The organism is Bacillus sp. B4EP4a (assembly GCF_006680105.1).
In the GTDB taxonomy this organism is placed as follows: domain Bacteria; phylum Bacillota; class Bacilli; order Bacillales; family DSM-1321; genus Peribacillus; species Peribacillus simplex_E.
This window is the reverse complement of the sequence record NZ_VHIK01000056.1, coordinates 12,768-27,803: the sequence shown is the minus strand read 5'-3', so window position 1 is coordinate 27,803 and position 15,036 is coordinate 12,768. Positions and strand designations below refer to the sequence as shown.

General features: G+C 42.5%; 16 protein-coding genes. 1 reads left to right on the top strand and 15 read right to left on the bottom strand.

Translation table 11 applies throughout. From position 1 onward, the window contains the following. Position 1: 1 nt before the first annotated feature. Genes FNK51_RS23140 through FNK51_RS23130 form a run of 3 tightly spaced genes read right to left on the bottom strand, consistent with a single transcriptional unit; the run spans position 2 to position 3,023 of the window. The gene (locus FNK51_RS23140) at positions 2-1,021 is read right to left on the bottom strand and encodes a zinc-binding alcohol dehydrogenase family protein (protein WP_141994818.1); all 1,020 of its coding nucleotides are present in this window, start codon (positions 1,019-1,021) and stop codon (positions 2-4) included. 8 nt (positions 1,022-1,029) lie between these two features. Further along, the gene (allD, locus tag FNK51_RS23135; protein ID WP_141994817.1) at positions 1,030-2,040 is read right to left on the bottom strand and encodes an ureidoglycolate dehydrogenase; all 1,011 of its coding nucleotides are present in this window, start codon (positions 2,038-2,040) and stop codon (positions 1,030-1,032) included. Between the two features lie 26 nt (positions 2,041-2,066). After that, positions 2,067-3,023, bottom strand: coding sequence for a sugar kinase (locus FNK51_RS23130; RefSeq protein ID WP_141994816.1), 957 nt, complete (start codon positions 3,021-3,023; stop codon positions 2,067-2,069). Positions 3,024-3,416: 393 nt separating this feature from the next. On the opposite strand from FNK51_RS23130, the gene FNK51_RS23125 reads away from it, so the two are divergent. After that, positions 3,417-4,334, top strand: a complete 918-nt coding sequence (locus tag FNK51_RS23125; protein WP_141994815.1) for a DMT family transporter — start codon at positions 3,417-3,419, stop codon at positions 4,332-4,334. A gap of 386 nt (positions 4,335-4,720) precedes the next feature. Here the strand turns inward: FNK51_RS23125 and FNK51_RS23120 are convergent, their stop codons facing one another. The 12 genes from FNK51_RS23120 to dgoD all read right to left on the bottom strand — a co-directional run bounded on the left by FNK51_RS23120 (position 4,721) and on the right by dgoD (position 14,968). Beyond that, the gene (locus FNK51_RS23120; RefSeq protein ID WP_141994814.1) at positions 4,721-5,359 is read right to left on the bottom strand and encodes an urease accessory protein UreH; all 639 of its coding nucleotides are present in this window, start codon (positions 5,357-5,359) and stop codon (positions 4,721-4,723) included. After that, on the bottom strand, positions 5,356-5,832 hold the full coding sequence (gene larC2, locus FNK51_RS23115) for a nickel pincer cofactor biosynthesis protein LarC2 (RefSeq protein WP_260398135.1): 477 nt from the start codon (positions 5,830-5,832) through the stop codon (positions 5,356-5,358). Before larC2 ends, FNK51_RS23120 begins: the two co-directional genes overlap by 4 nt. Then, complete coding sequence (gene larC, locus FNK51_RS23110) at positions 5,829-6,671, bottom strand: nickel pincer cofactor biosynthesis protein LarC (protein WP_141994813.1); 843 nt, start codon at positions 6,669-6,671, stop codon at positions 5,829-5,831. The genes larC2 and larC overlap by 4 nt, the downstream gene beginning before the upstream one ends. After that, entirely contained in the window at positions 6,652-7,422 is a 771-nt protein-coding gene (larB, locus tag FNK51_RS23105; RefSeq protein ID WP_141994812.1) for a nickel pincer cofactor biosynthesis protein LarB, read from the bottom strand. The genes larC and larB overlap by 20 nt, the downstream gene beginning before the upstream one ends. Next, entirely contained in the window at positions 7,419-8,234 is an 816-nt protein-coding gene (larE, locus tag FNK51_RS23100; protein ID WP_141994811.1) for an ATP-dependent sacrificial sulfur transferase LarE, read from the bottom strand. Before larE ends, larB begins: the two co-directional genes overlap by 4 nt. A 182-nt stretch (positions 8,235-8,416) precedes the next feature. Continuing rightward, complete coding sequence (locus FNK51_RS23095; RefSeq protein WP_098369478.1) at positions 8,417-9,049, bottom strand: bifunctional 4-hydroxy-2-oxoglutarate aldolase/2-dehydro-3-deoxy-phosphogluconate aldolase; 633 nt, start codon at positions 9,047-9,049, stop codon at positions 8,417-8,419. 13 nt (positions 9,050-9,062) lie between these two features. Further along, a complete protein-coding gene (locus FNK51_RS23090; RefSeq protein ID WP_141994810.1) occupies positions 9,063-10,019 on the bottom strand; it encodes a sugar kinase in 957 nt (318 codons plus the stop codon). Positions 10,020-10,040: 21 nt separating this feature from the next. After that, on the bottom strand, positions 10,041-10,904 hold the full coding sequence (locus tag FNK51_RS23085; protein WP_141994809.1) for a fumarylacetoacetate hydrolase family protein: 864 nt from the start codon (positions 10,902-10,904) through the stop codon (positions 10,041-10,043). 15 nt (positions 10,905-10,919) lie between these two features. After that, a complete protein-coding gene (locus FNK51_RS23080; RefSeq protein ID WP_141994808.1) occupies positions 10,920-11,879 on the bottom strand; it encodes a C-terminal binding protein in 960 nt (319 codons plus the stop codon). A gap of 67 nt (positions 11,880-11,946) precedes the next feature. Next, positions 11,947-12,894 carry a U32 family peptidase gene (locus tag FNK51_RS23075; RefSeq protein WP_141994807.1) on the bottom strand — a complete coding sequence of 316 codons (948 nt, stop codon included), beginning with the start codon at positions 12,892-12,894 and terminating at the stop codon, positions 11,947-11,949. Further along, entirely contained in the window at positions 12,891-13,802 is a 912-nt protein-coding gene (locus FNK51_RS23070) for a dihydrodipicolinate synthase family protein (RefSeq protein ID WP_141994806.1), read from the bottom strand. The genes FNK51_RS23075 and FNK51_RS23070 overlap by 4 nt, the downstream gene beginning before the upstream one ends. Positions 13,803-13,819: 17 nt before the next feature. Further along, a complete protein-coding gene (dgoD, locus tag FNK51_RS23065; protein ID WP_089363374.1) occupies positions 13,820-14,968 on the bottom strand; it encodes a galactonate dehydratase in 1,149 nt (382 codons plus the stop codon). Positions 14,969-15,036: the final 68 nt, after the last annotated feature.

Here is a 15,036-nt window from a genome sequence, read left to right as displayed (position 1 = left end):
TTTAATTAAAAACGATGATCGCTTTTCGAACTTGTTCGGGATGATTTTCAACAAAATTAAATGCTTCCTGGATATCATCGAGCGAAAATGTATGGGTAACTAAACCTTCATGTCTGAGTTTTCCTTCATTTAAAAGTTTTACCACTTTCGGGAACTGATCGGTTTGCAATCTGGACCCTTTCACCGATACTTCCTTTTTTGTGATTGGTAGCTGGGAAACCGATGAAGGACGTTCATCAAAACCGAGTACGACAATCCGCCCCGCCGTTGACACGACATCGAAGGACAATTCGAATGTCATCGGCAAGCATACTGCATCAATGACGACGTTCGCCCCTTCGCCATTCGTCCATTCTTCCACTCGTTTTTGAACATCTTCTTTTCCAGCATGGACGGTGATATCGGCGCCGCTTTCTTTAGCGAATTCCAAACGCTCATCACTTAAATCCGTGATCATCACTGATGCTCCTTGAAGCTTTGCCATCTTTAATATGCAAATTCCAATAGGCCCGGCCCCCTGGATAAGCACTGTTTCCCCTTCCTCCACTTCGCCTCTCCAAACGGCCTGTGCGCCGATTGTGTATGGCTCAGCCAATACTATTTCTTCCCAAGCTAAAGCGGGATCCACAACATGTAATTGTTTCTCCGGAAGGACGAACCATTCCCTCATCCCACCATCTTCATGCACCCCAAAAACGGAAAGTTTTTCACAAACATTTTGGCGGCCTTTACGGCAGGCGTAACACTCCCCGCAATAACTGATGGGCTCAATAACTACGTGGTCCCCCACTTTTATGCCAGTGACACCTTGACCTATCTCCACAACTTCTCCCGCTACTTCATGCCCAACGACTCGCGGCAGTGTAGCAAGAGGATTCGTACCATGATAAATATGCATATCCGATCCACAAATCCCGACTCTTTTTACTTTCACAAGGACATCCGTCGAGTTTGAAATCCGAGGTTTTTCCACTTCTTGAATGATAAGTTCATGAGCTTTCCGTACTTGAACCGCTTTCATTTCCCCACCTACTTTGTAAGAAATTCATAAACACTTGATGCTATCGTAATACCTTGTTTCAGGTTTTTTTCTTCATTGATTTGTTCAATCTCACCCGGTACATATACGCGATCGAACCCTGGAGCAGGTTCAACCTGTTGCAGCTCTTCGATCATTTGATCCATTTGCTCTAAAAATATCTCAGTATCCGTAAAGAACGAAGGATTAATCACACAAAAATAATGTCCCAGCTTCCGTTTCTTATCAAGGTCGTCATACATTTTCCCAATGTGAGGGCCAAATGCCGCACCGGCCAATAATCCAGAAAACACATCCACAATTACGGATAGGCCATAGCCTTTAGGGCCTCCGAAAGTGGAAAGGGAAACGACTTTCTTCGGGTCTGTCACATTAGCTCCATTTTCATCCACTCCCCATCCTTCAGGGATTTCCTTTCCTTCTTCGCGTGCCTGGAGGATTTTCCCCAGCGCAACATTGGATGTTGCCATATCAAGAATAAAGGGTTTCTTCGTTTTGGCAGGAACTCCGTAAGCGATTGGGTTGGTACCAAGAAATGATGTTTTTCCTCCGAATGGGACCACAATTTTATCGGTATGTGACATCGCGATGCCAATCAACTTTGCATCAGCGGCTTTTTGAACGAAATAGCTTAGTGCCCCGCAATGGCTGCTATTAAAAACTGTCACCATTCCCACGCCATTATCTCTAGCCATTTCGATTGCATGGTCCATGGCCACGTCGCTAATCACATGCCCAAACCCATCATCTCCATCAACTACACCGGTAACTGGCCCTGTCTTTTGGAAGGAAATCTGGGCATCGGGATTTATGCCTCCTGCCTGTAAACGGTTCACATAATGCTCTGTTCGCAAAACACCATGGGAATTGACGTTTCTGAGATCGGCATGAACCAATACTTCCGCGATTTTCCCGGCATTTTCTTCATTTAAACCCACTTTGGCCAGCTGTTGAATGACTAATCGTTTTGCTTCCTCGGCTTGTATCGTTACTGTTGCCATTTTCTCCCCTCATTTCTTTCAGTCATCTATCTTTCTATAACAGCCTCATTCTGTATGAAAGGCATTACTTCATCCAAATACGGTAACCCTTCATTGTCCCCTGCAACAGTGGTGACAAGAGCTCCTACACCATTTGCGAATGTCAATCTTTCATCAATAGATAAACCATGAAGATATCCGTAAATATAACCGGCATCATAACCATCTCCCGCACCAACAGTATCAACAGGTATAACCGGGAATGCTTCTTTTTCATGCCATTCACTTTCGGTATATAGTTTTGAACCATGTTTCCCGTCCTTAATGACAAGCTGATCAATGTCATTCACCTTTGCGAATTCCGCCAAAGATTCTTTAGAGTCCGTTCCGATGATCAATCTTATTTCATCCAAACCTGTAAGCAAAATATCAACATATGGAAAAATATCATAATAAACTGATCTTGCTTCCTCGATGGACCATAGCTTTAAGCGGATATTCGGATCAAAAGAAACAGGTATATTTTTTTGTTTTGCAATATCCATGACCCTCTTTGCAATATCCACATTTTTGGGATCTATAGCCAAAAACACTCCAGTTAGGTGGACTATATCAATCTCTTCAAACATCTTCTCTGTTATATCTCCCGGGTTTAAAGTTAAAATGGGAGATTGATAGCGGTAATAAAATGTCTTTCCGGAACCATCTTCCCGGATTTCTTTAAAGTTAAGAGATGTTGGATATCCATTTACATAGGCAACATCACTCATGTCCACGCCTTCCCCGCGAGCGAAATTATATATAACTTTACCGAACTCATCCTTGCCTAAGCGGCTTATCCACTTTGCCCGCATGCCAAGCCTTGCACAGCCAATCGCAAAATTCAGTTCAGCGCCTCCTACTTTTCGCTCAAAACGGTTAACGAATCTTAAAGGTCCTGTCTCTTCCGGATTTAGCGTAATCATGGCGTCGCCAAGCGTTAAAACACCATATTTTGATGACAATACAGTACCTCCTTCTTTCGAACAATCACAAATAAAAACAAAAAACATTTGATCATATCATTTTCATTACTAAATCGATTTAGTTAAATACTAAACCGGTTTGGTAAATCATAAGGAAATTGTAAATGAAAACCCTACCAAAAACAATAGAAAAGTTTGATAATTTATAATTTTATTTTTATTTGGTATATTTCATATTATTTTCCACCCAAATTTATGGTGAAAAACCACATTACGGTAAAATGGAAGGACTTATTTCTTCCCTCTTTTTTAATGATTAAGAGTTTCTGATTTTTCATCCAAGAGCTTTCTATCAAATTTACTCTTTGCTATTAATTTGGAGAAAGTTGTATAATATATCAATTGTTAAATAAGTTTGAAAGGTTGTTTGGAATGAGTCTTTTGAAAATATACATCTTACTTACCGGAATAATGATTACATGGGGGTTAAATGTCTCGGTTATTAAAATTTTAGTTGCGAATACACAGCCCGTAACAATAACCTCTTTGAGAATTTTTACTGCTTCTCTTATAGTCATTCTTTTCCTTTTCTTTTTTGGACTAATACGCCTTCCTAAAAAGAGTGAACTTTTTTACGTTTTTGGAGGAGCACTTTTGAGTGTCGTTTTTCATCATTATTTTTTAGCTGAGGGATTGACGAAGACTTCTGCATCGAATGCTGGACTGATTTTGGGCATGGGGCCAATTTTGACTGTCATCTTGACCATGATATTCTTTCGTAAAAAGCCCACTTTAATCAGGCTTTTTGGCTTTATATGCGGTGCCATGGGTGTGAGTTTTACCGTTATGGCAGGAAGTGGAGGACTTCATTCTATTAATCTGGGGGATGTGGATATTTTACTTTCCATACTTTCACAGGCATTAAGTTTCATACTTATCAATAAAGCCTCAAAAACAATGGATCCACGATTACTAACCGGCTACATGATGCTGATCGGGTCTTTTATTCTTTTTGCCATCAGCTTATGGAAGGAACCAGAGGGCTTATCTTCACTGTCAACTGCACCACCCTCCATCTGGGGAGCTTTCATTTTCTCCGCCATTTTTGCTACTGCCCTCGGGCACATGAGCTATAATTATGCCATTGGGAAGGTAGGCGCAGCCGAATCATCCATTTTTCTTAACTTAAACACCTTATTCTCTTTGTTAGGGGCAGCATTTTTCCTTAATGAAGCCATTGTGCCTGCACATTTCATTGGACTTATCTTCATTGTTTCGGGGGTATTGCTTGGCTCCGGTGCAATTGAAATATGGATTCTTCAAAGGAAAAATAAACGTATATCTGCCTAGCGGCAACGGCAGCCCCTAGATTCAGTAACTTTCTTCGTACCAGAATAAGAGACCCTATGACACTACCATCCCAATGGCATAGCAGTGTCATAGGGTCTTATTATATGTTGTCCACCCTCTCCTCCATCTACAGATGATTATAAGCCCTTGAAACATACTTGCAGAATAATAATTGGAGATTCATATCCGTTACAATATACCCCTAAATTCACATGGACATGTCCATTGAAGTGTGCCCATTATGACAAGCTTTTTTATCAGCTATGGCCCTTTTCTTTCTGAGAAACCTCCTTGAAGACTTATTGTTTGTTGAATTAATAAATATAAAAGAGACTGTCTACGGAGATTACAGACAGCCTGAGATTCCAGTCATGCTTAAAAATAAATCAATTAGCCCAGATTGCAAACAAGCCTTCTGTTACACCCAATTTGTATATATAATAAAGTCCGAATGCAAAACTTAAAGCTCCCGCCATTTTGATGAAGATTCGGTTCAAAACGATGTCCTTTCCATTCAAAGCAAACGGTATGCCTAGTAAAGTTGTAAAGCACAGCATGCCAATAATCGTCCCTGCGCCAAATATAATGATATAGATGGATCCTTCACCTATACCGGTTACGGTCGACATCGTTAGAATGACCATTGCAGCACTGCCCGCGAGACCATGGACGAACCCAATTAAAGCGGACACCAAAAAAGGACGAAATCTATCTTTGTCGTTCGTGATATCAGGGCGAGCTTTAAATAAACTTTTCGCCCCTAGCATAACAAGCATGATACCAACACCGAATTCCAGCGACATGCTTAACGACTCTGGAATTTCCCCTTTCATCCAAATGAATAGCATACCTATAAGAAACAGCGTACATGTATGCCCTATTCCCCAATACACCCCCGTTAGAGTGGACCGTGATAATTTTTTCGTTTTTCCTGCCGTGGTTGCTACTGCAATAACATGATCCGGCTCTAACGAATGCTTTATCCCCAATAGGAATCCTAATGTAAGAATCGACACCAAGCTCATTTCTCTACCACCTCCCCGAGACACTTCCATACTTCTTCATACACCCTTTTAAGAGGAATATTGTTCTGAACGGCAATTTTACGGCAATCTTCATATTCAGGTGCCTGCTGTATGGGTTGGCCCTCATGGTACCCTTTCTTTATCGTCACTTGCCCCCATTGTGTGTCTACATGTAAAAAAGATCGTTCGAGCCTGTGCACGGTAAGAGGATAGTAGCGTATACCGAGAGTCGTTGTTTCAGCAAATAATATCTTCTTGATTTTCGAAATCTCCTGCTGTGAACAGAGAAGTTGCAATAACACCCCCGGTCGATTTTTTTTCATGAAGATTGGAGTATAAAATACATCATTTGCTCCTGATTCAAACAACAAATCCATTACATGACCAAGCCATTCACCGGAAATATCATCTAGATTCACTTCCATTTTTACCATTTGTCCATCAAGATGCTCATGATCAGGTGGGCGCTTCATTGGATGTCCCCTATAATAATGCGAAGGACGTTCGGATGATTTTCAAATGTTTTTGTCCCCGCACCATAGCCAATCGATTCGACAGTCATGGCTGGAAGCGTGCCAAATTTTCCAGCTAAAACCGCAGCGATGGCAGCACCGGTCGGTGTTGCTAATTCAGAACGAATAACGTTTGAGGCAATCGGTACCCCCTTTAATATTTCAAGTGTGGCAGGTGCAGGAACCGGGTATACACCGTGATCAATATGTATATGTCCAGATCCCGTTGGAATGGCTGATGACTGAACTGATTCAATACCTAGCTGATCGATTAAAATTGCAGCCCCGATTATATCTATTATTGAATCTACAGCTCCTACCTCATGAAAGTGAACTTTATCAAGCGGAAGCCCGTGTATGTGCCCTTCCGCTTCACCAATCTTCTTAAATATGGCGAGAGACATGTTTGTTACCGATTCATTAAGGTTTGCCTCATTGATAGCTTCTACAATTTGTTTGTAGGTGCGGCTACCATGATGATTGTGAGGTGCATGGCTATGGTTGGGTTCGGTTTCATGACTATGGCTGTGTTCATGTCCATGACTGTGGCTGTGTTCATGTCCATGACTGTGGCTGTGTTCATGTGGTTGCTCTGATTTACTGGTAAGAATAACATCAAATTTAGTACTCGTAATGCCATTTTTGACGACTTTCCCCCATGACAGACTATATTCTTCATCTATATTCAGCTTTTTTAACTCTTCTTCCATTTGTAAAGGGTCTGCACCTGCATCAATCAATGCACCAATAACCATATCTCCGCTTATGCCGGAAAAGCAGTCAAAATATAATGTCCTCATCATCATTGATCTCCTTTTTATGTACAAGTTTGTATATAATCGCTGCATTGTAGGCTGCACCAAATCCATTATCGATGTTCACCACACTTACACCCGATGCGCATGAATTAAGCATTGATAAAAGTGCCGATAAACCGTTAAGATTGGCACCGTAACCGATACTTGTCGGAACAGCAATAATTGGATTCGTGACAAGGCCTCCTAACACACTTGGGAGTGCCCCTTCCATCCCCGCTACACAAACTGATACGGTAGCCTCTCGTATCTCGTCTATATTATCAAGGAGGCGGTGCAGCCCAGCAACACCAACATCGTATATACGCCTGACTGGAACACCTAGTGTTTCGGCCGTCACGGCAGCTTCTTCAGCAACGGACAAATCTGATGTACCGGCGCACACAATTGCAATATATGAACCAACGGATTTGGGTTTTTCTTTAACCCAAGCAAGTGTCCGTGCCATATCGTTATACTCAAATTCACTGCATTCTTTTTGTACAAATACTGCTTTTTCCCGAGAAATTCGAGTCACAAGCACAGAATCATTCCTTGCCCGCAGTGATTGTACAATCGTTAAAATTTGCTCAGCTGTTTTACCTTCTCCAAACACAATTTCGGGAAAGCCTTGTCTCCTTTTACGATGATGATCAATTTTTACAAACCCTAAATTTTCATATGATGCAAGTTTTTCCTTTGCTTCAGCTACTGTCAATGAACCATTTTGAACCTGCTCTAAAATATCATCAATCATAACTTTTCTTCCTTTTTAAGTGCTATATTCATACTTCCACTTGTATAGCCCGTGAGATCCATTGATACATACTTATAACCAAATTGCTTCAGTCGTTTCGTGATCGCCACATGGTATTGGAGCACTCGCGGCATATCAACGGGTTCAACTTCAATTCGGGCAGTATCCTCATGCGTCCTGACTCTTACCTGATGAATATCCAATGATTTTAAGTAAGCTTCTGATTTATCCACTTTCGTCAATTTTTCCTTCGTAATGATATCGCCATATGCAATGCGTGAAGATAGGCAAGCGAATGATGGTTTATCCCAGGTTGGCAAACCTGCTTGCTTGGACAATACTCTTATTTCTTCTTTGAATAAGCCGGCTTCTAGAAGAGGTCCCCTGATTCCTTTTTCTTTAGCTGCTTTCATGCCTGGACGAAATTCGTTAGCATCATCAGCGATGACTCCATAAATTATATTATTAAATTCATATTCTTCAAGAATAGGAAGCAGGTGGTCAAATAAACTACTTTTACAAAAGTAACAGCGATTCTGATTATTTTCTGAATATCCAGGAATGGCCAACTCCGAAGTCTGAATGACTCGATGGTTGGCACCAATCCATTTTGATAGCATAATGGCTTCTTTCAACTCACTCGACGGATAGGTTTCCGAATCTGCTGTAATGGCTAACACATTATCATAACCCAAAGTATCAATAGCAACATTTAGCAAAAAAGTGCTGTCCACCCCTCCTGAAAAAGCGACCACCACCGACTCCATTTTTTGGAGAATCCCCTGCAGATTTCTATACTTTTCTTGTAACATAGCACTTTTCCCCTTTCTGGTTTGTCTGAATTTATCTACTGTCCACCAGCAATAAAACCCTTGATGGACTACTAAAAGATTGAAAGAGATACATCAAATTGGTTAGAAGGAGGAAATAAACACATTCATACTTTCATTCCCACCGCCTATTGGACTGAAATTCATATAAGCGACGGATTGCTTTAGCTTTTTTGTACGATAGCTGAAAATTTTTTTGCCGTTTCTGTCAGCCTGGTATAATCTTCACCCGTAATCAATTTCGTAGGATTGATCAATGAACCACCAAGTCCCGCCGCGATGGCCCCTGCCTTAAAAAAAGATGCAAGGTTGTCAAGGTTGACACCGCCAGTTGGCATAAGGGGAATGTGAGGAAGCGGTCCTTTAAGATTTTTAAAGTAGCTAACACCCAGTGCATCTGCCGGGAAAACTTTGATAATGTCAGCTCCATGCTCATAAGCAGTCAATATTTCGGTTGGTGTGAGCGCACCAGGAATACTAATAACGCCATAGCGCTTCGCCATTTTAATCGTTTTGACATTGACGGTTGGAGAAAAGATGAATTCCGCCCCTGCCATGATGACCGCACGGGCCGTTTCAGGATCCAATACTGTACCGGCACCCGCTATGATATCATCACCGAACTCCTCTTTCACTCTTTCAATTAAATGGCACACTTTGGGAGTTTCCACTGTTATTTCTAGCGTTCGGATGCCGCCCTCTTTCAGGGCCCGGGCAATTGGTATAATTTGATCTGGGCGTGCACCGCGAATGACGGCGACCAGCTTCCCATGTTTAAGCTCTTCAAGTTTAGTCATTTTTTCCACCTTTCTACCTCGTCACATCATCAGTGCCGCCACTCATGAACAAAGCGAGGTCGGCACGGACCGGCAAACCCTCAACATCGCCATTTACCATCGTTGCCATTGCTCCCATGGCATTTCCACGCCTTGCAGCTTCATCTAGCGGCAGTCCATCAAGCAGGCCGGAAAGTACACCGGATGCAAAAGCATCACCAGCACCGATGGGATCCACGACCCGTTCCACAAAGAATCCAGGAACGTATGTTTTCGGTACAGTCGGGGCTGAAATTAAAGAGCCCTCTTTGCCCAATTTAAGTAAAACTGTTTCGACACCGAGTTCATGAAAATGATCGACAAATAACTCCGGAGTATGGGAGCCGAATAAAAATTCGGCTTCGGTCACCCCGGGCATGACGATATCACTTTTCGAGGCGTACTTTGTTATGATGTGACGTGCTTCATTTTCATCCGTCCATATTTTCAAGCGAATATTCGGATCGAAGACGATTTTTGTTCCGTTTTCTTTAGCAATGCGGATCGCTTTATCCAAGAGCGACTGACACGAATTCCCTAGTGCAGGGGTAATTCCGGTAATATGGAGATAAGCTGCGTCTTGGATGGCAAGATCAGGTAGTAATTCCGCTGTCATTTTGCTAGCTGCCGAATCTTTCCTGTAATAATAAACTCTAGTATCATTCAGCCGTCTGAATTCTTTAAAAAAAACTCCGGTAGGCGCATCTGGGTCTCTTGTTACATAAGAGACATCAACGCCTTCTCCGCGAATGAACGATTGCATGGCATCGCCAAATTCATCCTCGCCGAGACGGCTAATCCAGCGTGACCTATGACCGAGTCGGCTTAACCCGATCGCGACATTGGATTCCGCACCGCCAAACTTCATTGAAAAAGAACGGGCGTGGCGAAGTGGACCTTCTTCGTTCGGGGTAAACACTGTCATTGTTTCTCCGATGGTTACAACATCCATATCATCACCTACTTTCTCTTGTCATGCTATTACGTGATTAGAAAGCGTACCGATCTTCTCAATACTGACGTTCATCCGGTCACCTTTTTTCAACCAGATTTTCGGATTCCTTCCCATTCCAACGCCTGGTGGCGTGCCAGTTGCAATCAAATCACCTGGCATTAGTGTCATGGACTGTGATAAAAATGATATGATTTTCGGAACCGTAAAAATTAGGTTGCTTGTATTTGAATCCTGCATAATTTCACCGTTTAATTCAAGCGAAATCGCTAGATTGTGGGGGTCACCCACTTCATCTTGTGTCACGATAACAGGACCAAATGGAGCAAATGTGTCCGCCGTTTTGCCTCTCGACCACTGGCCATCCTGAAATTGCAAGTCTCGGGCGCTAATATCATTCATGATTGTATAGCCAAAGATGTAGTCATTCGCTTCTTCTTCTGATACATGTTTCGCTTCTCTTCCAATGACAAATGCAAGCTCTGCTTCAAAGTCGACCGCGGTTGAATTAATTGGAATTTCAATCGCATCATTATGACCGGCAATGGCATTTGAATATTTTGAAAAAATGACCGGTGATTCAGGAGGCTCCATCCCCGTTTCCTTGCAATGATCAAAATAGTTAAGTCCTACGCAAATGATTTTATCCGGCTTTGCGATTGGCGGGAGGATTTTTACTTCTGACAGATTGAATATTGCATCGTCATTAACCCGTTGCTCAATTAACTGTTCAGCACGTGTTCTTAACTCGCTGCTTCGTTCTATGAATTTTTTCATGCAAGCTGGAAATTCTTCTGGACCGAGAGCCGTTAAACTAATAATTTGATCATTTTTAACAAGACCGATGTGCTGTTCGGTTTGTACGGAAAAAGTCGCTATTTTCATATTTTTTCCCCCTTCCTAAGTCAAAGCGTATGGTGTTATTTCTCCGTTTAGCACCTGAACGATATTTCTCGCTGCCTTTTGACGAAGTTCAACCATTGCTTCCTCTGAATACCAGGCGCTGTGAGGCGTAATGATGACATTGTCCATTGTGAGCAGCGGGCTATCGGTGCTGACCGGCTCATTCTCTGTCACATCAAGTGCTGCACCTGCAATTACTCCTTTTTCAAGTGCATCAGAAAGTGCTTTTTCATCGATTATCGGTCCACGTGCCGTGTTAATGATAACCGCATTTCTCTTCATTTGTTTAAGGCGCTCCTCATTAATCAGATGGTATGTATCATCAATTAAGGGCACATGGATCGACAAATAATCGGCTTCTGCTATAATTTCGTCGAGTTCCATTTTTTGAACCCCAACCGCATCCATGTCGGACGCCGATACGAAAGGATCGTAAGCAGCAGTTTTAAAGCCGAGCGGTTTCACCTTTTCAATGAAACGGCGCGGAATCCGGCCAAAGCCTAGAACCCCAACAGTTTGCACGTTAAAGCGATGAATCGGGACACACACTTTAAAGTCCCAGTTACCTTTTTTCACTTCCTTGTTTAACAGTGTCACTTTCCGCGCCGAAGAAAGTAAAAGTGCCAATGCATGATTCGATACTTCTTCTATGCCATAATCCGGTACATTGGCGACAGTAATCCCCTTTTCCTTAGCCGCATTGAGATCAATTGTATTGACGCCAACACCGTAACGGGAAATGATTTTCGTGTTTTCAAGCGAATCAATAACTCGGCGTGAGATAGGAGCATATTGATTTAAAATTGCATCCACTTCTTTTGCCTGCTCCATTACTTCTTCTTCAGTTTTGCATTGCGCTTTGATGAATTCGATTTCAAGACCGCTTTCTTGAAAAATCTCTTCTTCATATTTCAAATGTTCAAATTCGTAATCCGTTAATAATATTTTAAAGGACATTTGTGCCCAACTCCTTTTTAGTAACAAATACGTGAATATCAGAGGGGATCCCTCACGTTAATATCATCTATTTCGCTGCTGCCTTTTCAATTTTCGCAATTCCGAGTCCTTTTGCACCGAGTTTCGATGTTTTTGCTTCTGGATAGTATCGTTCGATCATTTGAATACCAATTGCGGCACGGCGTACACGTTCCTTTGTGAGTGAGATGTTCGTACTTTCCCATTGTTTCCCTGAGGGGTATACATCTGGGTGATTACGAAGGCCGAATTTGATGTAAACAGGCGCCAACACACGGATTATTTCCGGTATTTCATAATAGCGAAGAAAGCCTCCGAAGGTATCCGGAACTTCAACGTATAAATCAATTGGAATGTCTATTGATTGTCGGATCGCTGCAAGTTTAGACAGCGTTAATGCAGGTGGCACGTTGTAGGTATCCGCACCGATGTCTTCCATTAATTTGACGGATACTGGATTGGCTGACCCCATTTGAACCGATACTTTAACAACAAAGTCTTCCGGAAGATGTCCGTATTTTTTCATTTCTTTCGTTAAAAGAAGGAGTCCTTCATCCGCAACTAACGCACCGCGAAGACCTAGTGCAGCCCCTCTTTTCAGGTCTTCCATGGCATAAACAAGCTGATCGGAGCCCTCATGGCGGATTCCCTGAGATTTGCCTCCTGGCGTAAGCGGTCCCGCACTGACATCCCATGAACCCCTGGGACCGACAAACAAACTCAGTTCCATGCCTCGCTCTGCTGTCATTTTACACATTTCTATAATTTCTTCATCCGTTTGAAGCATGATACCGCTGCCTTGAGATATTCGGTGAATAGTCAAGCCGAGTCGGTCAATTTCTTTCAATGTTTCTTTTAGTGCTATTGGACCTTCTACGCTTGGGAGTTCAATGCGGTATTGAGCACCGTCTGGAAATGTTTTCGTTGATGTAGGAAGGTCTTTAAGATCAGTTGATGGGTAGCCTAATTGTTCGAGCAAGTCTCGTGATTCTTTCATTTTTGGACGCCTTCTTTCATATTTATATTTTTTAAAAGAGCAGCTACTTTGTCGCTCAAATCAGCAGGGTATACGTCGCAGGGTGCACGGTGTCCAGCCGCAACATCAAACCAGCGCTGATGAACTGCTTCTTTCATGGCAGTAAAAAATGTCGGACCGTAATTGTACACATCCATCAGTTTTGAAATCACTTGATGCTTTTTCTGTGCTTCAGCAAGGTCACCTTTATGATACGATTGATATAAATCAACGGAAATTTCCGGCGCAAAGACAGCGCTTCCATTAATGCTTCCCGCTGCACCAATCATTTGAGCCGGAAGCAAGTGTTCGTCAAATGCAGAGAAGACGCGGAAATCACTGCGAACTTTCTTCACTTCCGCCAGCACTTGACGAAGGTGCCCGAAATCACTGACCGTCTCTTTAATTCCAGCAATGTTTGAATGATCTTCAGCTAATTTTTTAATCAATTCGATTGATAAATTTTGACCTGTCAGGAGCGGTATATTATAAATGAAAACTTGCAGATTAGTATGATTCGCTACACTGGAAAAATGTCGGTATAATTGCTCGTCAGACAGCTTCCAGTAATATGGGTTGACTACGAGAACGCCGTTCGCTCCATGCTTTTCTGCATAAGAAGTCAGTTCTTGCACCTCTTTTAATGCGGTATGCCCCACCCCGACCATAACAGGCACTCGGTTGTTAATATGCTTTATCATTTCGCGTACATATAATTTTCTTTCTTCTGTTGTAAGCGATGAGAACTCACCTGAACTTCCCATCAATAAAATACCGTCTATATTCCGTGAGATTAATAGGTCGATATAGCTTCTGTTCAGCGCCATATCTAAGTTTCCCGTTTCATCAAATAAGGTGACTACCGGTGGAATGATGCCATGAAAGTCCATTGTTTTTCCTCCTTTTATTACCATTCAGCGATACTCCCGTCTTCATTACGCCAGATGGGGTTTTTCCAATCATGTCCGGTTTCTGCTGCCTGCTTCACTTTTTCCTCATCGATTTCCACACCAAGACCCGGTTTATCCGGAATGTTCACATAACCATTTTCATAGTCGAATAATTCTGGATTTTTCATATAATCGAGAATGTCCATGCCTTCGTTGTAATGAATACCAAGGCTTTGCTCTTGAATAATGAAATTCGGTGTCGTTGCGTCCAAATGAATTGATGAAGCGAGAGTCATCGGACCGAGCGGGCAGTGCGGAGCGATCGCTACATCATAGGCTTCTGCCATCGCGGCAATTTTTTTTCCTTCTAAAATACCACCTGTGTGGGATAGATCCGGCTGAATAATATCCACATAGCCATCTTGAAGAAGCTGCTTAAAGCCCCAGCGTGTATACATCCTTTCACCCGTCGCAATCGGGCACGTAGTATGCCAGGCAATCTCACGAAGTGCTTCATTATTTTCCGGAAGCACCGGCTCTTCAATGAACATTGGATGGTACGGTTCAAGTTCTTTCACAATCGCCTTTGCCATCGTTTTATGAATCCTTCCATGGAAATCCACACCAATGCCAAAGTCTTTGCCAACCGCTTCCCTAATTGATGCAACGCGTTCGATGACCGCCTCTACTTTCGAAAAGCTATCAATGTAATTCATTTCTTCTGATGCGTTCATTTTGACAGCAAGGAAGCCCTCCTTCTGTTTTTCGATTGCAGCAGCAACGACATCCACTGGTCGATCTCCTCCGACCCATGAGTACACTTTAATTTTTTGGCGTGCTTTACCGCCGAGCATTTGGTATACAGGAATATTGAAGTATTTTCCTTTTATATCCCATAGTGCCTGCTCAATGCCAGAAATGGCACTCATTAAAATTGGCCCCCCACGGTAAAATCCACCTCGATAAAGTGTTTGCCAGATGTCTTCAATGTCGTTCGGATTTCTCCCAATCAAATAATCGGTCAATTCGTTAACTGCTGCTTTAACCGTTTCAGCACGGCCTTCCACGACAGGCTCTCCCCAGCCGGAAATGCCTTCATCCGTATCGATTTTTAAAAACAGCCAGCGGGGTGGAACTTTGTATAAAGAAATTTTTATGATTTTCATCAAGCACCTCGCATTGTTTTTTTGGAAGAAAGAGAGATTTTCAAACATGGAAACCTCTCTTACTCTTA